The 19,740-nt window shown below is 70.6% G+C and carries 18 protein-coding genes; 6 read left to right on the top strand and 12 right to left on the bottom strand.

The genetic code is table 11. The annotated features are described in order from the left end of the window. Positions 1-190: 190 nt before the first annotated feature. Positions 191-898, top strand: a complete 708-nt coding sequence (locus ACWEFB_RS08945) for an ABC transporter ATP-binding protein (protein ID WP_326562085.1) — start codon at positions 191-193, stop codon at positions 896-898. Positions 899-1,011: 113 nt separating this feature from the next. Here ACWEFB_RS08945 and ACWEFB_RS08940 read toward each other — a convergent pair whose 3' ends face one another. Then, on the bottom strand, positions 1,012-1,221 hold the full coding sequence (locus ACWEFB_RS08940; RefSeq protein WP_007073996.1) for a BldC family transcriptional regulator: 210 nt from the start codon (positions 1,219-1,221) through the stop codon (positions 1,012-1,014). 347 nt (positions 1,222-1,568) lie between these two features. Beyond that, positions 1,569-2,408, bottom strand: coding sequence for a hypothetical protein (locus ACWEFB_RS08935; protein WP_363596767.1), 840 nt, complete (start codon positions 2,406-2,408; stop codon positions 1,569-1,571). Between the two features lie 206 nt (positions 2,409-2,614). Between ACWEFB_RS08935 and ACWEFB_RS08930 the strand changes: the two genes are divergently transcribed. Together ACWEFB_RS08930 and ACWEFB_RS08925 are read left to right on the top strand one after the other, a co-directional pair. After that, complete coding sequence (locus ACWEFB_RS08930) at positions 2,615-3,697, top strand: Glu/Leu/Phe/Val family dehydrogenase (RefSeq protein ID WP_452283711.1); 1,083 nt, start codon at positions 2,615-2,617, stop codon at positions 3,695-3,697. A gap of 530 nt (positions 3,698-4,227) precedes the next feature. Further along, complete coding sequence (locus tag ACWEFB_RS08925; protein ID WP_326562082.1) at positions 4,228-4,446, top strand: DUF3073 domain-containing protein; 219 nt, start codon at positions 4,228-4,230, stop codon at positions 4,444-4,446. Between the two features lie 189 nt (positions 4,447-4,635). Here ACWEFB_RS08925 and amcA read toward each other — a convergent pair whose 3' ends face one another. The 5 genes from amcA to ACWEFB_RS08900 all read right to left on the bottom strand — a co-directional run bounded on the left by amcA (position 4,636) and on the right by ACWEFB_RS08900 (position 9,491). After that, positions 4,636-4,875, bottom strand: coding sequence for a multiple cyclophane-containing RiPP AmcA (gene amcA, locus ACWEFB_RS08920; protein WP_452283709.1), 240 nt, complete (start codon positions 4,873-4,875; stop codon positions 4,636-4,638). After that, positions 4,844-5,947 (bottom strand): cyclophane-forming radical SAM peptide maturase AmcB, encoded by a 1,104-nt coding sequence (gene amcB / locus ACWEFB_RS08915; RefSeq protein WP_452284054.1) that lies wholly within the window; start codon positions 5,945-5,947, stop codon positions 4,844-4,846. The genes amcA and amcB overlap by 32 nt, the downstream gene beginning before the upstream one ends. A 157-nt stretch (positions 5,948-6,104) precedes the next feature. Next, the gene (gene purM / locus ACWEFB_RS08910; RefSeq protein ID WP_452283707.1) at positions 6,105-7,271 is read right to left on the bottom strand and encodes a phosphoribosylformylglycinamidine cyclo-ligase; all 1,167 of its coding nucleotides are present in this window, start codon (positions 7,269-7,271) and stop codon (positions 6,105-6,107) included. Between the two features lie 107 nt (positions 7,272-7,378). Beyond that, entirely contained in the window at positions 7,379-8,965 is a 1,587-nt protein-coding gene (purF, locus tag ACWEFB_RS08905) for an amidophosphoribosyltransferase (protein ID WP_326562079.1), read from the bottom strand. Positions 8,966-9,134: 169 nt separating this feature from the next. Beyond that, on the bottom strand, positions 9,135-9,491 hold the full coding sequence (locus ACWEFB_RS08900) for a sterol carrier family protein (protein WP_452283704.1): 357 nt from the start codon (positions 9,489-9,491) through the stop codon (positions 9,135-9,137). A gap of 158 nt (positions 9,492-9,649) precedes the next feature. Here ACWEFB_RS08900 and ACWEFB_RS08895 point away from each other — a divergent pair, with 158 nt between their 5' ends. Continuing rightward, the gene (locus ACWEFB_RS08895; RefSeq protein WP_452283702.1) at positions 9,650-11,920 is read left to right on the top strand and encodes a carboxypeptidase-like regulatory domain-containing protein; all 2,271 of its coding nucleotides are present in this window, start codon (positions 9,650-9,652) and stop codon (positions 11,918-11,920) included. A gap of 135 nt (positions 11,921-12,055) precedes the next feature. On the opposite strand, the gene ACWEFB_RS08890 is transcribed toward ACWEFB_RS08895, so the two are convergent. Genes ACWEFB_RS08890 through purS form a run of 4 tightly spaced genes read right to left on the bottom strand, consistent with a single transcriptional unit; the run spans position 12,056 to position 16,416 of the window. Then, complete coding sequence (locus ACWEFB_RS08890; RefSeq protein ID WP_452283700.1) at positions 12,056-12,814, bottom strand: 2-phosphosulfolactate phosphatase; 759 nt, start codon at positions 12,812-12,814, stop codon at positions 12,056-12,058. Positions 12,815-12,818: 4 nt separating this feature from the next. After that, positions 12,819-15,485: a phosphoribosylformylglycinamidine synthase subunit PurL gene (purL, locus tag ACWEFB_RS08885; protein ID WP_452283698.1), complete on the bottom strand. Its 2,667-nt coding sequence runs from the start codon at positions 15,483-15,485 to the stop codon at positions 12,819-12,821. Beyond that, a complete protein-coding gene (gene purQ, locus ACWEFB_RS08880; RefSeq protein WP_452283696.1) occupies positions 15,482-16,165 on the bottom strand; it encodes a phosphoribosylformylglycinamidine synthase subunit PurQ in 684 nt (227 codons plus the stop codon). Before purQ ends, purL begins: the two co-directional genes overlap by 4 nt. Then, positions 16,162-16,416, bottom strand: coding sequence for a phosphoribosylformylglycinamidine synthase subunit PurS (gene purS / locus ACWEFB_RS08875; RefSeq protein WP_326562073.1), 255 nt, complete (start codon positions 16,414-16,416; stop codon positions 16,162-16,164). Before purS ends, purQ begins: the two co-directional genes overlap by 4 nt. A 398-nt stretch (positions 16,417-16,814) precedes the next feature. Between purS and ACWEFB_RS08870 the strand changes: the two genes are divergently transcribed. Together ACWEFB_RS08870 and ACWEFB_RS08865 are read left to right on the top strand one after the other, a co-directional pair. After that, positions 16,815-17,501, top strand: a complete 687-nt coding sequence (locus ACWEFB_RS08870; RefSeq protein WP_452283693.1) for a S1 family peptidase — start codon at positions 16,815-16,817, stop codon at positions 17,499-17,501. A 252-nt stretch (positions 17,502-17,753) separates the two neighbouring features. Further along, positions 17,754-18,218, top strand: coding sequence for a YbjQ family protein (locus tag ACWEFB_RS08865; RefSeq protein ID WP_452283691.1), 465 nt, complete (start codon positions 17,754-17,756; stop codon positions 18,216-18,218). 57 nt (positions 18,219-18,275) lie between these two features. Here the strand turns inward: ACWEFB_RS08865 and purB are convergent, their stop codons facing one another. Next, positions 18,276-19,730 (bottom strand): adenylosuccinate lyase, encoded by a 1,455-nt coding sequence (gene purB / locus ACWEFB_RS08860; protein ID WP_452283689.1) that lies wholly within the window; start codon positions 19,728-19,730, stop codon positions 18,276-18,278. Positions 19,731-19,740: the final 10 nt, after the last annotated feature.

The raw sequence follows: 19,740 nt of genomic DNA, 5'->3' as shown, positions 1-19,740 counted from the left end.
CGGCCCGGATCGGCGCGGACGGGCTCGAGGAGCTGGTCACCGAGGAGTACGCGGTCCTGGACCGGGCCGGCCGGATGCAGTTGCCGACGGCGTTCGTGGACGCCCTGGTCCTGCGGGACCGGGTGAAGCTCAACCTGCAGCCGGATCACGTGGAGATCCGCCCCGGCGACGAACCTCAGAAGGAGCAGCCATGAGCAGCGAGGACCTGGTACGGGTCGAGGGTCTGAGCCGGTCCTACGGCTCCGGTGACCGGGTGGTGCACGCGCTGCGGGAGGTGTCGTTCCGGGTCGGCCAGGGCGAACTGGTGGCCGTACGGGGCCGGTCCGGTGCGGGTAAGACGACCCTGCTGAACCTGATCGGTGGTCTGGACCGGCCGACCAGCGGTCGGATCTTCGTCGCCGGTCGTGAGGTGACCGCGGCCGGGGAGCGGGACCTGCTGGAGCTGCGCCGGGACACGATGGGTTTCGTGTTCCAGTCCTTCGGCCTGATCCCGATCCTGTCCGCGGCGGAGAACGTCGGGGTGCCGATGCGGCTGGCCAAGGTGCCGGCGGCCGAGCGGGAGCAGCGGGTGTCGATCCTGCTGGAGCTGGTCGGGTTGGGCGGGCACGCGGGTCAGCGGCCGTACGAGCTGTCCGGTGGACAGCAGCAGCGGGTGGCGATCGCCCGTGCCCTGGCGAACGACCCGCCGTTGTTGATCGCGGACGAGCCGACCGGTCAGCTCGACTCGGAGACCGGTCGGGCGATGATGGACCTGCTCCAGGCGCTGGTCCGGTCGCGCGGGATGACCGCGCTGGTGGCTACCCACGACCCGACGTTGATCGAGCTCGCGGACCGGGTGTTGCAGTTGCGGGACGGTCAGTTGGTCGAGGAGACCGATCTGGCGGTCGCGGCCGGCTGAGTGCCGGTGGCGCGGGTGGGCGCCACCGGTACGACTCAGGGGCGGCGGAGTACGGTTTCCCGTATCTCCGCCGCCCCTGAGACCAAACGAAACGCGGCTGGCCCGGTAAGGGGTCAGTCGCCTTGACGCTGCTGGGGAATCTGCCCCTGCAGCAGGGCGCGAACCTCCGACTCGCGGTAACGCCGGTGGCCACCCAACGTTCGAATTGCGCTGAGTTTGCCCGCCTTCGCCCACCGGGTCACGGTTTTCGGGTCGACACGGAACATCGACGCCACCTCGGCCGGCGTGAGTAGCGGCTCTGGTTCGTGCGTACGCGATGCCATCGGTCACTCCTCCACAGGTGCCTATAGACATCGGCCGGGGTCCCGCCGGCCGACGCGTCTCCCATGGTCCGGCTAGTCCCCGATGTCCGACATGGGCCGAACGGCCGAACGTCCCTGGATGGACGGATGAACAATGACCGATTTATACAACTTTTCTATACTGAAACCTGTCTTATTCGGGCGCGTTGTGGCCCATCGTAACCTCAAGATTACGAGCAAACCTCACGTTGGAAACGCTCTCCAAGCCTCTGACCTCGGAGAACGCGAACAAGTGTCGGGATACGGCATTCAACAAGATCAACACCGGGGCGTTAGGGGATTCGACCGGAAGCCCCTAACGGAACCCCCTAGTTGCAGCGCTCCAGCAACTGCACCGCGCGCCACCGGGCGACCAACTTCTCGTACACCTCGGTGGCGGCTTCCGCGTCGCCCCGGGACAGCCCGGCGAGGCCCTCCGCGACCAACGCGGGCGAGTCGTCGTCGGCCAGCGCCTCGTCCGGCAGCAACTGGGTCAGGCCGCCGTAGTCCAACTCCACCACCGACCGGGGATGGAACTCCTCCAGCCAGCGGGCGCCCTCCTCCACCGCCTCGGTGATCGGCGCGTCCCCGACCGACTTGCGCAGCACCGCCAGCCCCCGCGAGGCCCGACGCCGGGCCTTCGAGATCTCCGTCCGGTAGCGCAGCACCCGCCGTTCCGGCCGTACGGTCAGCTCCCGCTCGGCGGGGTCGACGAAGACGAACCAGCGCAGCGGCACACCCCAGGTGGCGATCTGCTCGTGCAGCCTCGGCACCCCGTGCTCCAGCACCCGGGCCCCGCTGCGGAAGTCCTCGACCACGGCCTTGGCCTGGCCGGCGAGGATCGGTGGCACGAACGCGTCGGCGAGCACCGGCGGCACACCGTCGCGGGCGCTCAGGGCCGCCTCGGCCACCCGTACGCGCAGGTTCCACGGGCACACCAGCAGGGTGTCGTCGGCCTCCAGCACGTACGCCTCGTCGGGCAGGTCGGGCAGCCGGGTCCAGCCGGCACCGAGCGCCTCGATCACGGCCGTACGCTGCCGGCCCGGACCTTCCAGCGGGGCGACCGCCCGGCCCTCCTTGACGTACCGGCGCCAAAAGATCTGCCGGTCCCGGTCGAACGCGGTCAACGGCTCATATACCCGCAGGTAGGAAGCGAAGAGCGACGGCACGGCGCGATCCTCCCATGAAACCCGAGTTCCCTGCCGCCGACGGCCCCGATCGCGGGCCGTCGCCCCCGCCAGGTGGGACGGACCGTCCCCGGTCGGTACCGGCAGGTTGCGACGGCCGATATTAGGCTCGGCAGCACCGGCGTCACCCCGCCGGCACCGGAGAGGTCCGCGTCCCACAAAGACGCACACCGACATCAGGAGCAGTCATGGGCGTTTTCGCCACCACCGACCAACAGGTATCGGCCGGGCATGAGCAGGTCGTCTTCTGTCAGGACAAGCCGACCGGGCTGAAGGCGATCATCGGCATCTACTCGACCGCGCTCGGCCCCGCGCTCGGCGGGACCCGGTTCTACCCCTACGCCAGCGAGGCGGACGCACTGCACGACGTGCTCGACCTCTCCCGGGGCATGGCGTACAAGAACGCGCTCGCCGGTCTCGACCTCGGCGGCGGCAAGGCCGTCATCTGGGGTGACCCGGAGCAGCTCAAGACCGAACCGCTGCTGCGCGCGTACGGCCGGTTCGTCCAGTCGCTCGGCGGGCGCTACTACACCGCGTGCGACGTCGGCACCTACGTGCAGGACATGGACGTGGTGGCGCGCGAGACCCGGTTCGTCACCGGCCGCAGCGTCGAGCACGGCGGAGCCGGCGACTCGTCCGTCCTGACCGCCTGGGGCGTGTTCCAGGGCATGCGCGCCGCCGCCGAGCACCAGTGGGGCTCGGCCACCCTCACCGGCCGCCGGGTCGGCGTGTCCGGGCTGGGCAAGGTCGGCAAGCACCTGGTCGGGCACCTGATCGAGGACGGCGCCACGGTGGTGGCCACCGACGTGAACGAGAAGGCCCTGGACTGGGCCCGGCACACGTACCCGGAGGTCGACCTGGTCGCGGACGCGACCGCGTTGATCACCTCCGACATCGACGTGTACGCCCCGTGCGCCCTCGGCGGCGCGCTGGACGACGAGACCGTGCCGGCCCTCCGGGCCAAGATCGTGGCGGGTGCGGCGAACAACCAGCTCGCCCACCCCGGCATCGAGAAGCAGCTCGCCGACCGTGGCGTCCTCTACGCACCGGACTACGTGGTGAACGCCGGCGGCGTGATCCAGGTCGCGGACGAGATCGAGGGCTTCAACTTCGAGCGGGCCAAGCTCCGGGCCACCCGGATCTACGACACCACCCGCGAGATCCTCCGCCTGGCCGACGCCGAGGGCGTACCCCCGGCGGTGGCGGCCGACCGGCTCGCCGAGCGGCGGATGGCCGAGGTCGGCCGGCTCCGCTCGATCCACCTGACCTGACACCGGCAGCGGGCGGCCGGGGCCCGATCCCGTCCGCCCGCCCCGTACGGCGTCCGACCACGACCCCACGTCACCTCGCCCGTGCCGACGGTCGGGTAAGGGGTCCCCGACGTCGACTCCGGGGGCGATCGGGCCGTCACGACCCGCTCAGAGCCGCTAGCGAGGCAGGTCAGCCGCAGCCGACCGGCGTTCACACCCTCGATCGGCGCCCATGGCCCGTACGACGGGTGCGGGTTGCCGGCTGACCAGCGTGATTAACCTCGTTTTGTCCCTGATCGGGGTCTAAGGTCGGTCTCGGCGGTAAGCCCGCAGCACAGGGTGATCGAGCCGTCATGACCGGTTTTCCGACGCGGTCGTTACCCGGCCGAAAATGGCCCGGTCGGGTCAACCTCGACGCGCGGGCACCACCGGCGGTAACCCGAGGTGCCGAACGCGGGCATACCCATGTACCGTAAGACCCACGAGAGATGCCTGACGTCATCGGGGCCCGCCTTCGGGCTGCCCCGAATTCTGTGCGAGGGGGTCGAGCCATGGGGCGCGGCCGTGCTAAGGCCAAGCAGACAAAGGTGGCCCGGGAGTTGAAGTACCACTCCCCGAACACCGACCTCGCCGCCTTGCAGCGAGAACTCGGCGGCAGCGGCAAGTCGGACCACGACTTCGACGACGACTACAAAGAGTATGTCGACGACGATGACGAGGACCATGACGCGGACGACGAACCAGACACCTGGTCGCCTCCAGCCCGCTGACCTCCGTCGGGCACATTGAGCACGCGGTAACGCCCGCGTGCTCACGCGTGTCCGGATGGTGTGGCACACCGTAGATCTACACGGTTCCATCCGGTCGAGGGTCTGCCGTGCGGATCGTTGTCCGACCCGCGCGGCAGGTCCTTGACCGGTCGGACGTGCCAGATCCGACCGATCGGACCGCCGGCCGGTTCAGCGTGGCCGGTTGTTCCAGTTGTAGAAGGTCGGGATGTTCTCGAAGTGGTTCCACGCGCAGACCGCGCTGCCACTCTCGCCCACCGCCGCCTCCTCCGCTCGTTCCCGACGAGCCTGCTCGGCCTCGTGCAGCAGGGTGGTGAGCCCGCTCCGGGCCGCGCGCACCCGATCGGCGACCGGGTCGGGGACGGCGCCCCCGGTCGGCTCAGCGTCCCGCGGGCTGGTGATCTCGAGCATGGTCCAACACTCCCTCGAGTAGGCGGATCTTGCTGTTACGGCAGTGGTTGGTCTCCGTACCGTCGAAACGTCCTTGCTCGAAGTAACGGTTGGCGGCGTGACCGCCGCCGCAGAAGCCGAAGTAGGGGCAGGTGGAGCGGCAGGTCTCCACACCGCCGAGGAACTCGCGGACCCACGGCAGGCCCTCGGCCCCGGCGAGGATCTCGGCCAGCCCCGTGGCCAGCACGTTGCCGCTGGTGAAGTCGCCGTACCGGGGGTCGGAGAAGCCGGCCAGCTCGGGCGAGAGCAGGACCACCGAGCCGTCGTACCCGACGGTCGGGATCGGGTCGAGCCGGCGCGGGAGCAGGTCGTCCGAGGTGCCGTCGAGGACCGCCGAGGCGTACCGCAGGGACCACTCGACCTCACGCAGGTGGATCCGGGGGCGCTGCCGCCAGGCGGTGACCAGCTCGGCCCAGAAGGCGGTGACCGCCTCGGCCGGGTGGGCGTTGAGGCGGGTGTTGACGCCCTCCATCTCCTCGATGTTGATCCCGAGCACGTCGCACCCCAGGTCGAGAAAGTACGCGTACAGCTCGGCGGCGAGGCCGGGCTCGGGTCGGGTCACCACGCACAGGGCGGAGAAACCGACACCGTTGCGCCGCAGCGCCTCGATGCCCCGCTCGATCCGGTCGTACGCCGGCCGCCCGCCCCGGCCCACCCGGTCGGAGTTGCGCTGTCTCGGCCCGTCCACGCTGACGCTGACCCGCATCCCGTGCTCGGCGAAGAACTCGCACCAGGCGTCGTCGATCAGCGTCGCGTTGGTCTGTACGTGGTGTTCCACCCGCTCGTCGAACGGGGCCAGCAGCGCGGCGAGGTGCTCCCGTCCGGTGGCCAGGGGTTCCCCGCCGTGCCACACCACGGAGAAGCGACCGGACCGGGCCCAGTCGTTCACCGGGCCCGCCACCGCCAATGCCACCGGAACCGGCATCTTCCGATCATCCGCCCGAAACGGGAGATAACAGTACGAACAGTCCAGGTTACAGAGCGTGGTCGGCTGCATCACCACGTACGAGGGCACGGTGTTGATGCCCCGCATACCCGTGAACGTTTGCCGCAGGACAGCCATCAGCCGCTCCTCCCCGTAGCTGAGGTGCCCCTCAGGCTAGGTTGCGGTGGCCACTCGGGTGAAGTCCTGATCGGGTATGCGAAGGATCACGGCAATAATTCGGAATGCACGAATGTACGTTCGGTGATCAACCGCGGGTGTGCTGGCCGATCATCTGCACCTCGCCGGTGCCCTCGATGATCTCGCCGGCCTGCCACGCCTCGACGCCCCGGCCCGCCAGGCAGGCCAGCGCCCGGTCCGCGTCCTCGGCGGAGACGATCGCGAACATGCCCACGCCCATGTTGAAGGTGGACTCCATCTCCGGGTCCTCTATCCGGCCCTTGGCCTGCACCAGGTCGAAGATCGGCTGCGGCTTCCAGGTGGCCCGGTTGACCACCGCGTCCACGTTCTCCGGCAGCACCCGGACCAGGTTCCCGGGGATTCCGCCGCCGGTGATGTGCGCGATCGACCGCACCTCGGTCTCGGCGATCAGCTTGAGGCAGTCCTGCGCGTAGATCTTGGTCGGGGTCAGCAGTTCCTCACCGAGGGTCCGCTGCCGGCCGAAGTCCTCGATCACCGTGTCCAGCCGCATCCGGCCGGCGCCCAGGAGCACGTGGCGGACCAGGGAGTAGCCGTTGGAGTGCAGGCCGGAGGAGCGCATCGCGATCACCGCGTCGCCGATCTCGACCCGCTCCGGGCGGAGGATCTCGCTCTCCTCGACCACACCGACACCGGTCGCGGAGATGTCGTACTCGTCGGGCTTCAGCACACCGGGGTGCTCGGCGGTCTCGCCACCGAGCAGCGCGCAGCCGGCGTACCGGCAGCCGTCGGTGATGCCGGCGACGATCTCGGCGACCTTGTCCGGCACGACCTCGCCGGTGGCGATGTAGTCGAGCAGGAAGAGGGGCTCGGCACCGGTCGCGACCAGGTCGTCGACGACCATGGCGACCAGGTCGATGCCGACCGTGTCGTGGATGCCGAGCTGCTGGGCGATGACCAGCTTGGTGCCGACGCCGTCGGTGGAGGCGGAGAGGATCGGGTTGCGGTACTTGGCGGTGTCGAGCCGGAACAGGCCGGCGAAGCCGCCGAGCTGCCCCATCACCTCGGGCCGCTGGGTGGTTCGTACCTTCGACTTGATCAGCTCGACCGCCCGGTCGCCGGCCTCGATCGAGACCCCGGCGTCCGCGTACGAGACGCTGCGCTTGCGGGTGGCGCGACCGGATCCGGCGGTCCAGGGCTGGCGCACGCCGCCGCCGGAGCCGGAGCCCTCGGCCGACCCGCTACCTGCGCCATTGCGCTCAGTCACGTGCGTCACGGTTCTCCCCTTTGTTCCTCGCGGCGGGCCGCGTCGGGTAGCGGTCGAGGATCGCTCGACTTATGGCACTCACCGGACGCTGGGCGTGGGCCGCGCCGGTCGGATCGTTACGGGCGTTGCAGTGCGTCACGTGCGCCCGGGCTGCTGATGAGTGGTAGCGGGGTGTCGTCGGCGTCGGCTCCGTCCGAGCCGCCGTCGTAGCGCTGCTGTGCGGGCTCCGGTGCCTGGTCCGCGACCCGACGCCCTACCCCTTCGAGTACGTGTTTGCCGATCAGGTTCCCGGCCGGCAGCTCGATCGGGTACTCCCCGTCGAAGCAGGCGCGGCACAGCCGCGTCTTCGGCTGCTCGGTCGCCGCGATCAGTCCGGCCAGCGAGACGTAACCGAGGCTGTCCGCACCGATCGACCGGCGGATGCCCTCGTTGTCCAGCCCGTTGGCCAGCAACTCCGCCCGGGTGGCGAAGTCGATGCCGTAGAAACACGGCCAGTTGACCGGCGGCGAGGAGATGCGTACGTGCACCTCCAGCGCGCCGGCCTCGCGCAGCATGCGGACGATCGCGCGTTGGGTGTTGCCGCGGACGATCGAGTCGTCCACCACCACCACCCGCTTGCCCCGCACGTTCTCCCGCAGCGGGTTGAGCTTGAGTCGGATGCCGAGCTGGCGCAGGGTCTGGGACGGCTGGATGAAGGTCCGCCCGACGTACGGGTTCTTCATCAACCCGGCGCCGTAGGTGATGCCGGACGCCTCCGCGTAGCCGATCGCGGCCGGCGTGCCCGACTCCGGTACGGGAATCACCAGGTCGGCCTCGACCGGGTGCTCCTTGGCCAGCTGCCGCCCGATGGCGACCCGGGTGGAATAGACGTTCCGGCCGGCGATGGTGGTGTCCGGCCGGGCGATGTAGACGTACTCGAAGAGGCAGCCCTTCGGCTCCGGTACGGCGAACCGCGCCGACCGCAGGCCGTGCTCGTCGATCGCGATCAGCTCGCCGGGCTCGACCTCGCGGACCACGCTCGCCCCGACGATGTCGAGTGCGGCGGTCTCGCTGGCGACCACCCAGCCGCGCTCCATCCGGCCGAGCACGAGCGGGCGCACCCCGTGCGGGTCGCGGGCGGCGTAGAGGGTGCTCTCGTCCATGAACACGAAGCTGAACGCGCCGCGCAGCATCGGCAGCACCTCGAGCGCGGCGGCCTCGACCGAGAGGTCGGGGCGGCTGGCCAGCAGCGCGGTGACCAGGGCGGTGTCCGAGGTCGAACCGTCCGAGGAATCCATGCCGCGGGCGGCGGACTCCTTGGCCAGCTCGGCGGTGTTGACCAGGTTGCCGTTGTGCGCCAGCGCGATCGTGGTGCCGGCGGTGTTGGCCCGGATCGTCGGCTGGGCGTTCTCCCAGGTCGAGCCGCCGGTGGTCGAGTAGCGGGCGTGCCCGATCGCGAGGTGCCCGCGCAGGCTGGCCAGGGTGGGCTCGTCGAAGACCTGGGCGACCAGGCCGAGGTCCTTGTAGACCACCACGCCCGAGCCGTCGCTGACGGCGATCCCCGCCGCTTCCTGGCCCCGGTGCTGTAGCGCGTACAGACCGAAGTAGGTGAGCTTCGCGACGTCTTCGTCCGGAGCCCAGACGCCGAACACGCCGCAGGCGTCTTGCGGGCCGGGCCGTTCGGGGTCGAGTTCGTGGCTCAACCGGCCGTCGCCTCGGGGCACCTGCCGCTCCTCAAACTGAAGGCCGATCCGCTCAATGCGGATCTGCTCGGACTCGCCTAGCGCGCGGGAATTTGGAAGTTCCGTCGCCGAACAGTGTACGCGAGCCGGAGACAATACAGAAAGTCACGTACTCGCTCCTTACCGTGACGGCCGATAAGCGCGAGATGCACTATTCGAGCGGGATATAGGGCGATATGTCGGCGCGATTCCCACTGGCTCGAACCCGTCCGGCCTCGACCGCGTCGGCCCATCCCAGCCGCCCCGTTGCCAGCAGGATCCAGGTCACCGGATCCAGCTCCACCACGTTTGCCGGCGTACCCCTGGTGTGTCGCGGCCCGGACCCGCACTGAACCGCGCCGTAAGGTGGAACCCGCACCTCCACCGAACGGCCAGGTGCGCGCCGAGCCAGCTCCGCGAGGAGCTCGCGGACCGCGTCCCGAAGCAGCTCACGCTCCGGGGTACGGCCAGCGTCGAGTTCGGCGACCGCCGCCACCACCAGTGAGGACTTATTGTACGGAGAGGACACGACGGGACGATACGACCTGCCGTCGTGTCAATTGACGCTGCCCCTGGGTCGCGCGAGTCCACTCGAACAAGGCATAGTTGCCGACGGTGTACTCGTACGGTAGTGAACCCTGGCCGGAATTGAGTCGGCCGGAGAAGTCAGACCGGAAGGCGGTGGACGTGACAACACACCGACATGCCTGGAAGCGACGGGCCGGTGTGGTCGTGGCGCTGGCAGCCAGTGCCCTGCTCGCTCTCCCCTCGGCACCAGCTCTCGCAGCACCACCAGAACTTGAGGTCGCGAACTCGGCCACCGTCTCGGCTGGCAGTGACACCACCGTCAGTGTCCGCGTCAAGAGCGGTGAAGGCGACATCACGGTAGACATCAGCGTCACCGGCCTGCCACCGGGCGTCAGCTGCTCCGGCGGTTGCGGCAAGGTCACCGTGGCACCGAATCAGCAAAGATCCGTCGCCCTGACCCTCAAGGCGAATGACAACGCCGCCGCCGCCAACGCGACTTCCGTGACGGTGCGAGCCGAGGGCGGACCGTCGGGCGACGTCGCCACCAAGGACTTCGCTCTCACCGTCAGGGCCGCGCAGCAGCCACCGCCGCAGCAGCCGACCCAGCCGGCGGCCACGCCCACGGTCAAGGAGATCTCGGGCCGGGTCACCGACGCCAACGGCACCCCGGTGCCGAACGCCTCGGTGGTGCTGATCGACTCGCAGGGCCACAGCTACGACGCCACCACGAGTTCCAGTGGCAGCTTCAAGTTCCTCGGCACCGCCACCGCTCCGATCACCCCCGGGCAGATCGACCTCGGCGCCAGCCTGAACGACCGGATCCAGAAGAAGAAGATCACGGCTGCCGCCAACCAGACGCTGACCAACCAGCGCGTCGTCCTGGCGCTCGCCGACGCCTCGCCGTCCGCCAGCGCGGAGGCACCGCCCAGTGACGAGGCGGTGCCGACCGAAGAGGGCGAACCGGCTGCGGACGGTAGCGACGCGCCCGGACAGGCCGCGACCGACGAGACCAGCTCCAACGGCGGACTCAGCTCCTGGATCCTGATCATCGTCGGCGGCCTGCTGGTCGCCCTCGGTGTCGGCGCCATCGTCCTGCTCTGGATGCGGCGCAAGGAGAACGCGGACGAGGACGACGACGACCCGAACGGTCCCCGGTCCGGGGCTGCGGCGGGTGCCGGCGGCGGGTACCAGAGCGGCTCCGACCCGACCCGGGTCGCGAACCGCGCCGGTATGGGCAACGACGCCACGGCGATCAACCGGAACACGTCGCTGGCCGACGCACCGACCATGATGCACAACCGCCCCCTGGTGGACGACGAGTTCCCGGACCCGTACGGCGCGCCGCTGCCGTCTCAGCAGCCGCAGGCGTCGACGTACGGCGCCGCAGGGCAGGGCGCCGGCTACGGCTACGGCGGCGCCCCGCAGGGCGGTGGCGAGTACGGCGCCGGTGGCTACGGCAACGCACCGGGCGCGGGCGGCGCCTACGGCAACGCACCGGGTTCGGGCGCCGGCTACCCCAACACCCCCGGCTCCGGCGCGGGCGGCTACGGGGCCCCGGCCAACGGCTACGGCGGCGCCCCCGGTTCGGAGTACGGCAACGCGCCCGGCTCCGGTGCCGGCGGCTACGGCGGGGCACCCGGCGCGGCCGGCTACGGCAACGCACCGGGTTCCGGCGCCGGTTACGGCAACACCCCCGCCTCCGGCGCGGGCGGCTACGGCGCGGCACCGGGTTCGGGTGCCGGTGGCTACGGCGGCGGCAACTACGGCGAGCAGCCCGGCGCGGGGTACCCCCCGGCACCGGGGGCGTACCCGGCCGCGCCGAGTGGTGGCCCCTACCCGCCCACCCCGGCTCCTGGTGGTGGTGGCCGCTACGACGAGCCCACCGGACGCTACGACGGTCCCAGCGCGGGCGGCAGCGAGTACGCCCCGCCGGCCGACCCGTACGCCCAGGGCGGTGCCGGTGGCGGTGCCTACGGGGCCGGCGGCAGCGACGGCACCCGCGCGTACGGTGCCGACCAGCAGCCGTACGGCGGCCAGGGCGGCCAGCAGGGCTACGGCCAGGGTGGTGGCGGTGCCTACGGCGCGCCGACCGCCGGGGCCGGTTACGACCAGCAGGGTGCCGACGGCTATGGCGCCGGTGGTCATGGGGGCTACGGTGACCAGCCCGGTTACGGTGCCGGGCCGGCGGCGGGCGGTTACGACCAGCCCCAGGCCGGTGGATACGACCAGCGTGGCGGTTACGACCAGCGTGGTGGCGCCGACCAGCGCGGTGGCTACGACGACCGCGGCGGTTACGACCAGCAGCAGGGCGGCGGCTACTACGACGAGTCGGCCCAGGGCGGCGGGCACGGCGGCCGGGGCGGTGCGCCCGCACCGCAGCAGCAGAACCGGGGCGGCGAGCGCCGTTCGCTGGACTGGCTGGACGACTGATCATCCGGGCTGGCCGGGACCAACCTCCCGGCCAGCCCGATCAGGCCACGCTTTAACGAAGACGGCCCACGCAAGACAGCACAGAGCCACCGCACGTCGAATGCCACTGCCTGCCCGGACCTTCCGTCGGTCGGTTCAGGCGGCGGCCGCGAAGACTCCGTCCCGGAGCAGCGGCACCACGTTGGAGACACCGATCTGTACGGCGATCTCCACGTCCGACTCGAAACCCCGGTAGATCAGTTCCCGGCCGGAGACGCAGCCCCTGATCGCCGCCGGCAGGTCCGGTACGCTACTCAGCGCCGCCAACGCGACCGCGGCCTCGACCGACAGTCCACCCGGAACCGTGGCAAGCCCGTCGAGCACCAGGGACGCTCCGAGGTGGTCCTCCACGCCGGGGCGTACGGTGCCGTCCGGCCAACGCTCACCCGCGGCGACCACACCGACGGGTGCCTGCGCGGTGCCGTACCCCTGGTTGACGAGCCAGCGCGCGACGGCGGGTGCGTTACGGAGGCACGCCGCCACCACCGGGACGCCGGTTGCGCTGGCGGCGGCACAGATCGCCGAACCGTTCGGTGAGGGCAGGACGAGATCGGGCACGACCGGTGCGGTACGCAGCGCGGCCGGCGACAACGACCAGGGTTGTTCCGGGGTCACCGCACCTCGTCCGACCGCCGCGACCGCGCCGACCCGACGGGCGTACTCGGCCGCCTGGGCGCCCCACGGAAACGGGTGCACCCTGATCCCACGGCTGACCGCCACCTCCACCGCAGTGGTGAAGGAGAGTACGTCGACCACGACCAGGGCCGCGCAGACCCGGCCGAGTTCGGCGGCACCGCCCAGCCCCCAGTCGAAGCGGGCCCCGGATCCGGGTTGGGCGTAGACGGTGCCGACCAACGTGTCAGTCGCCTGTGACCGGGGCCGAAGCCTCCGTCGCGGGCTCCTCCGCTTCTGCCTGCTGCTGCGCCACCGGTACCTCGTCCACTGCCGGTTCGCCGGCTGCCGACGTCCCGGCCGGTACGACGGACTCGTCGGCGTCGGCCGGCTCGGTGCCGACGATCGGCGCCACCGGGGCGTCCGAGGCGGTCCCGGCGACGTCGCCGAACAGGCGCGGCAGGGTCGACTCGAAGGCCGCCCGCAGCTCGTCCAGGCCCAGGTTGAACTGCCCGCGTACGTCCAGGGCGCCGCCGGTCGGGTCGGTGACCCCGAGCGCGGTCACCGGCACCCCACGGTCCTCGCAGAGCGCCTGGAAGGCCTTGTCCTGGCCACGCGGCACGGTCACCAGCGCCCGACCGGCCGACTCGCTGAACAGGTAGACGAACGGCATCGAACCGGTGCTGAACTCGTCCGGCAGCGCGATCTTGACGCCGACGCCGCGGCGCAGGCTGGACTCGACCAGCGACTGGGCGAGCCCACCGTCGGAGAGGTCGTGCGCCGAGGTCAGGTGACCGAGCCGGGACGCCTCCGCGATCAGCTCGGCCAGGGCCCGCTCACCGGAGAGGTCGACCCGGGGCGGTACGCCGCCGAGGTGCTCGTGGGTGACCCAGGCCCACTCGGAGCCGGACAGCTCCAGCCGGGTCTCGCCGAGCAGGAACACCACGTCGTGGTCGCCGCCGGACTTGGCGGCGAAGCCCATCGGCACTCGCTGTGCCACGTCGTCGAGCAGGCCGAGCACACCGACCACCGGGGTCGGGTGGATGGCCGCGGCACCTGTCTGGTTGTAGAAGCTGACGTTGCCGCCGGTGACCGGGATGCCCAGTTCGGCGCAGCCGTCGGCGAGGCCGCGTACCGCCTCGGCGAACTGCCACATGACGCTCGGGTCCTCGGGGGAACCGAAGTTGAGGCAGTCGGTGACGGCGACCGGCTTGGCACCGGTGACCGCCACGTTCCGGTACGACTCGGCCAGCGCCAGCTTGGCCCCGTTGTACGGGTCCAGCCGGGCGTACCGGCCGTTGCCGTCGACGGAGAGCGCGACACCGAGGCCGGTCTCCTCATCCAACCGGATCACGCCGGAGTCTTCCGGCTGGGCCAGGACGGTGTTGCCGAGGACGTAGCGGTCGTACTGCTCGGTGACCCAGGACTTGTCGGCCAGGTTCGGCGACGCGATCATGCGCAGCACGGTCTCCCGGAGCGCCTCCGGCGTCGACGGGCGCGGCAGCGTTTCGGCCCGGTCCGCCTGGAGCAGGATCAGGTCGGCCGGCTCGCGCATCGGGCGGGCGTAGACCGGACCGTCGTCGACCAGCGATCCCGGCGGTACGTCAACCACGGTGTGGTCACGCCAGGTGATCAGCAGTCGTCCCGGCTCGCCGTCGGCCTGGGCCGGGGTGACCTCGCCGATGGCGGTGGCGAGCACGCCCCACTTCTCGGCGGTCTTGAGCACGGCTTCGAGCTGTTCCGGCGTGACGACCAGGAGCATCCGCTCCTGCGACTCGCTGGCCAGGATCTCGTGCGGGGTCATCGATGCCTCGCGCAGCGGAACCCGCTCCAGCCAGACCCGCATGCCGGTGCCGGCCGCGGCGGCGGTCTCGGTCAGGGCGCAGGTGAGGCCGGCGCCGCCGAGGTCCTGGATGCCGACGACGAGCTGGGCGTCGTAGAGCTCCAGGCAGGCTTCGATCAGCAGCTTCTCGGTGAACGGGTCGCCCACCTGGACGGCCGGGCGGCGCTGCTCGCTGCCCTCGTCGAAGGTGGCGCTGGCGAGTACGGAGACGCCGCCGATGCCGTCCCGACCGGTCTTGGCGCCCATCAGTACGACGATGTTGCCCGCGCCGGCCGCTGCCTTGTTCTGCAACCGGTCGACCGGCAGTACGCCGAGGGAGAGGGCGTTGACCAGCGGGTTGCCCTGGTACGACGGGTCGAAGACGATCTCCCCGCCGATGTTCGGGAGGCCGAGGCAGTTGCCGTACCCGCCGACGCCGGCGACGATGCCGGGCAGGACCCGGGCGGTGTCGGGGTGGTCGACGGCGCCGAAGCGCAGGGAGTCCATCACCGCGATCGGGCGGGCGCCCATGGCGAGGATGTCCCGGACGATGCCACCGACACCGGTCGCCGCGCCCTGGTAGGGCTCGACGTAGCTGGGGTGGTTGTGCGACTCGACCTTGAAGGTCACCGCCAGCTTGTCCGAGATCTGGATCACGCCCGCGTTCTCACCGATGCCGGCGAGCATCCGGTCGCTGGGCGGGGCCTTCTCGCTGAACTGGCGCAGGTGCACCTTGCTCGACTTGTACGAGCAGTGCTCGCTCCACATGATCGAGTACATCGCCAGCTCGGCCTGGGTCGGCCGGCGGTCCAGGATCTGCCGGATCCGGTCGTACTCGTCGTCACGGAGGCCGAGCTCGACGTACGGCTGCAGCTCCTCCGGGGTGTCGATGGCCCGCTCGACGGTGTCGAGGTCGTCCGGATAGGCGCTCGGGGCGGCGTGCGCCCCGGTGGCCTGCGCGGGCGGGAAGGACGCCGCGACCTGGCCGGCCGGGGTCTCCGGGGCGGACTCGGCCGCACGGGGCGTGGGCTGGTCGGTCGGCGGGGTCACCCCACCGACCTCGCTCGACGCCGTGTCGGGCTGGGTCGTCATGCCGGCACTCCCGCAAGGTGCTTGAGGACTGAGGTGAAGAAGCCGAGACCGTCGAGCGAGGGGCCGGTCAACGCCTCCACGGCGTGCTCGGGGTGCGGCATGATGCCGACCACGTTGCCCGCCTCGTTGGTGATCGCGGCGATGTCGCGCTGCGAGCCGTTCGGGTTGCCGCGCTGGTAACGGGCGACCACGCGGCCCTCGGCCTCGAGCTGGTCGAGTACGTGCGCTTCGGCGACGTACCGGCCCTCGCCGTTCTTGACCGGGATCAGCACGTCCTGCTCGGGCTGGAAGGTGTTGGTCCAGGCGGTCTTGACCGCCTCGATCCGCAGCCACTGGTCCCGGTTACGGAAGTGCAGGTGCTCGTTGCGGGTCAGCGCGCCGGGAAGCAGGTGCGCCTCGCAGAGGATCTGGAACCCGTTGCAGATGCCGAGCACCGGCATCCCCTCGCGGGCGGCTTCGACCAGCGACTCCATCACCGGGGCGAATCGGGCGATCGCGCCGCAGCGCAGGTAGTCGCCGTACGAGAAGCCACCGGGCAGCACCACGGCGTCGACCTGGTGCAGGTCGCGGTCGCCGTGCCAGAGCCGGACCACGTCCGCCCCGGCGATGCGCGCCGCGCGGGCGGCATCGCCGTCATCCAGTGACCCGGGGAAGGTCACCACACCGATCCGGGCCGTCACGGATGTTCATCCTCGGCATCGGCCACCCGGATCGAGAAGTCCTCGATCACGGGGTTGGCCAGCAGCTTGTCCGCGATTTCCCGAGCTCGATCAAGGTCGGGCTCACCGGCGAACTCGATCTCGATGCGCCGACCGATGCGCACCGAGGAGACGTCACTGACGCCCAGGCGGGGCAGCGCGTTTGCGACGGCCTGGCCCTGAGGATCGAGAATCTCCGGCTTGAGCATGACGTCGACGACGACGCGAGGCACTGGGCACTCCTGACTGTGTACGCAGTTGGGTGCCGGCCCATAGGGGCGAGCGGGGCAAGCCTACCTGGCAGAGCGCTCGGCCGACGCACCGGCCGCCCTGTGGACAACCCTGTGGAAAATCGCACACCCGCCGCCCACCGGCGTGATCACGAGCACTCACGGGCGTACCGGTGGTGATCATTCTCGGCCCCGACGGTCGACCCGCGGAGATCATATCGGGAGGGTTCGATTTGACTCTTGTGGATGAACGACGAACGTCTTAGCGTGTGGCGTCGAACGTCTGGTTCGTCACACCAAACGTTTGATCTTCAAGGCCGTACGGCGGACACCCAACCGCCGTCGGCGGCTCGCCCCGACCCGGAAACCCCGGGTGCCACCCCCCGGAAGGAGCCCCCTCCATGCGCATCCGCCTCACCCTGGTGACGGTCGCCACCGCCCTCGTCGGTGCGCTCGTCGCCCCCTCCGCCGCCTCGGCGAGCAACGAGCCGGTCGCCCCGCTGATCATCGGCGGTGGCACGGTCTCGTCCGCCCCCTGGGCCGCGGCCGTGTTCAGCAACGGATCGTTCACCTGCTCCGGCACGATCATCGCGTCCCGCTGGGTGCTCACCGCCCGGCACTGCGTCAGCGGCACGATGTCGGTCCGGGTCGGCAGCGTCAACCGGACCTCCGGGGGCGTGACCAGCAACGTCTCGTCGTACTCCACCCGGTACGACCTCGCCCTGCTCCAGCTTTCGACCGCGATCAGCACCTCGTACGTGACGCTCTCCAGCGCCTACCCGCCGGTCAACTCGACCAACTCGATCTACGGCTGGGGCATGACCTGCTACGAGGGCTGCGGCGCCTCGACCACGCTCAAGACCGCCAACGTCCGGGTCACCAGCACCAACGTGACCGACGCGTACGGCGGCCGGGCGATCCGGAGCACCCGGGTCAACGGCAACGCGTGGCGCGGTGACTCCGGCGGCCCCGAGTTCTACAACGGTGCCCAGGTCGGCGTCGCCTCCACCGCCGACGGCGTGAACATCCAGAACTACGGCAGCGTGGCCTACAACCGGTCCTGGATCACCTCGGTGACCGGGGTCTAGTCCTCCTCAGGGGTACGGCGCGGACGTTCCGGATCACCCCGGCCGTCCGCGCCGCGCCGTTTCACCTGCTCGCGGCAACGTTTCCGCCGGTCGCGGCGTACCGGCGCGAGAATGCCCTTGCACGCCCCGCACGAGGTTGCGGGCCGTTGCACGCTCCGCACGTCGTTCTACCGTCGCGCGCGGTTTTGCAGCATGAGCCGACGTGAACACACCTCACAATTGCCACCACCCCGGCTCTGCCAGCATCAACACGTGCTGGTCGTGACGACGGATGTCCTTCCCGGGTACGAGATCCGCGCAGTCCTCGGCGAAGTAGTGTCATCGATGGCCCGAACCCGAAACCCGTACCGCGAAGGGGTGAAGAACCTCCGCGGTGGGGCATACGACCCGAAAGCCCCGGAGAACCTCACCCGGTGGCGGACGGAGGCGGTGGCCAATCTGGGCGAAGAAGCCCGCCGGCTCGGCGCCAACGCCGTGATCGGCATGCGTTTCGACCATCGCGAGGTGGGCGAGATGTGGATGGAACTCTGCGCGTACGGCACGGCGGTGGTCATCCGCGAACAGCCGCGGCCACCGCTCCCGGACGCGCCGCTGCTCGCCGCCGACACGGCGCACAGCGCGGAGATCCTGCCCGACCCGATCGGGGTCTCGGAACCGCCCAGCGCGCCCGATCTGCGCAGTGCGGCCGAAACCCCCACCCCAACCCCGGAGACCTAGCCGGCGCGGCCGATATTGGGCTAGCCAGCTAGCCCAATATCGGCACCGGAATCTGTCTTAGAGGATCGGTGCCGGGTGGTAACCGGCTGCCTCCGGGTGTGCCGCGACGACCTCGGCGACCCGGTCGGCGACCGCCCGTACCTGGGCCGGTGCGGCACCGGCGAAGGCTGCCCGGTCGGCGACCAGCGTGTCGATCTCGGCCCGGCTCAGCCCGAGCCGGCCGTCGGTGGCAAGCCGGTCGAACAGGTCGTTCTCGGTCGTACCCTTCTCCCGCATGGCCAGGGCCACCGCGACCGCGTGCTCCTTGATCACCTCGTGCGCCACCTCCCGGCCCACACCCCGGCGAACGGCCGCCACCAGGAGCTTCGTGGTCGCCAGGAACGGCAGGTAACGGTCCAGCTCACGGGCGATCACCGCCGGGTACGCGCCGAACTCGTCGAGCACGGTGAGGAAGGTCTGGAACAGTCCGTCGGCGGCGAAGAACGCGTCCGGCAGCGCCACCCGGCGGACGACCGAGCAGGAGACGTCGCCCTCGTTCCACTGGTCGCCGGCCAGCTCGCCGACCATCGACAGGTAACCCCGGATGATCACGGCGAGCCCGTTGACCCGCTCGCTTGACCGGGTGTTCATCTTGTGCGGCATCGCGCTGGACCCGACCTGGCCGGGGCGGAAGCCCTCGGTGACCAGTTCCTGGCCGACCATCAGCCGGATCGTGGTGGCCAGCGACGACGGCGCCGCCGCGGTCTGCGCGAGCGCGGCCACCACGTCGAAGTCGAGGGAGCGCGGGTAGACCTGGCCGACGCTGTTGAGCACCCGGCTGAAGCCGAGGTGCGCGGCGACCCGCCGTTCCAGCTCGGCCAGCCGCTCGTCGTCGCCGTCGAAGAGGTCGAGCTGGTCGGCGGCGGTGCCGACCGGGCCCTTGATCCCCCGCAGCGGGTACCGGTCGATCAGGTCGGTGAGCCGCTCGTACGCGATCAGCAGTTCCTCGGCGGCCGACGCGAACCGCTTGCCCAGCGTGGTCGCCTGCGCCGCCACGTTGTGCGAGCGTCCGGTCATGACCAGGTCGGAGTGCTCGACCGCGAGCCGGGCCAGCCGGGCGAGGGTGGCGACGACCCGGTCCCGGATCAGCTCCAGCGAGGCCCGGATCTGCAACTGCTCGACGTTCTCGGTCAGGTCGCGGGAGGTCATGCCCTTGTGCACGTGCTCGTGCCCGGCGAGCGCGCTGAACTCCTCGATCCGCGCCTTGACGTCGTGCCGGGTGACCCGCTCACGGGCCGCGATCGACTCCAGGTCGACCTGGTCCAGCACCCGCTCGTACGCCTCGACCACACCGTCCGGCAGCGGCACGCCGAGGTCCCGCTGAGCCCGGAGTACGGCGAGCCAGAGCCGCCGTTCCATCCGGATCTTCTCCTCCGGCGACCAGAGCCGCACCAGCTCGGTCGAGGCGTACCGCCCCGCCAACACATTAGGAACCCGCGCCCGGTCTCCGCTGCTCTCCGTCACACCCCCCATCCTCCCGCAC

This window comes from Micromonospora sp. NPDC004704 (genome assembly GCF_053601675.1).
The sequence above is the reverse complement of the archived record's forward strand: the minus strand, read 5'-3'. Positions and strand labels throughout refer to the sequence as shown.

What these genes read in the sequence shown, in the direction of transcription:
- ACWEFB_RS08945 (WP_326562085.1), top strand. Translation starts at nt 191, where the DNA reads ATGAGCAGCGAGGACCTGGTACGGGTCGAGGGTCTGAGCCGGTCCTAC.
- ACWEFB_RS08940 (WP_007073996.1), bottom strand. Translation starts at nt 1,221, where the DNA reads ATGGCATCGCGTACGCACGAACCAGAGCCGCTACTCACGCCGGCCGAG.
- ACWEFB_RS08930 (WP_452283711.1), top strand. Translation starts at nt 2,615, where the DNA reads ATGGGCGTTTTCGCCACCACCGACCAACAGGTATCGGCCGGGCATGAG.
- ACWEFB_RS08925 (WP_326562082.1), top strand. Translation starts at nt 4,228, where the DNA reads ATGGGGCGCGGCCGTGCTAAGGCCAAGCAGACAAAGGTGGCCCGGGAG.
- amcA (WP_452283709.1), bottom strand. Translation starts at nt 4,875, where the DNA reads ATGCTCGAGATCACCAGCCCGCGGGACGCTGAGCCGACCGGGGGCGCC.
- amcB (WP_452284054.1), bottom strand. Translation starts at nt 5,947, where the DNA reads ATGCGGGGCATCAACACCGTGCCCTCGTACGTGGTGATGCAGCCGACC.
- purL (WP_452283698.1), bottom strand. Translation starts at nt 15,485, where the DNA reads ATGACGACCCAGCCCGACACGGCGTCGAGCGAGGTCGGTGGGGTGACC.
- ACWEFB_RS08870 (WP_452283693.1), top strand. Translation starts at nt 16,815, where the DNA reads ATGCGCATCCGCCTCACCCTGGTGACGGTCGCCACCGCCCTCGTCGGT.
- purB (WP_452283689.1), bottom strand. Translation starts at nt 19,730, where the DNA reads ATGGGGGGTGTGACGGAGAGCAGCGGAGACCGGGCGCGGGTTCCTAAT.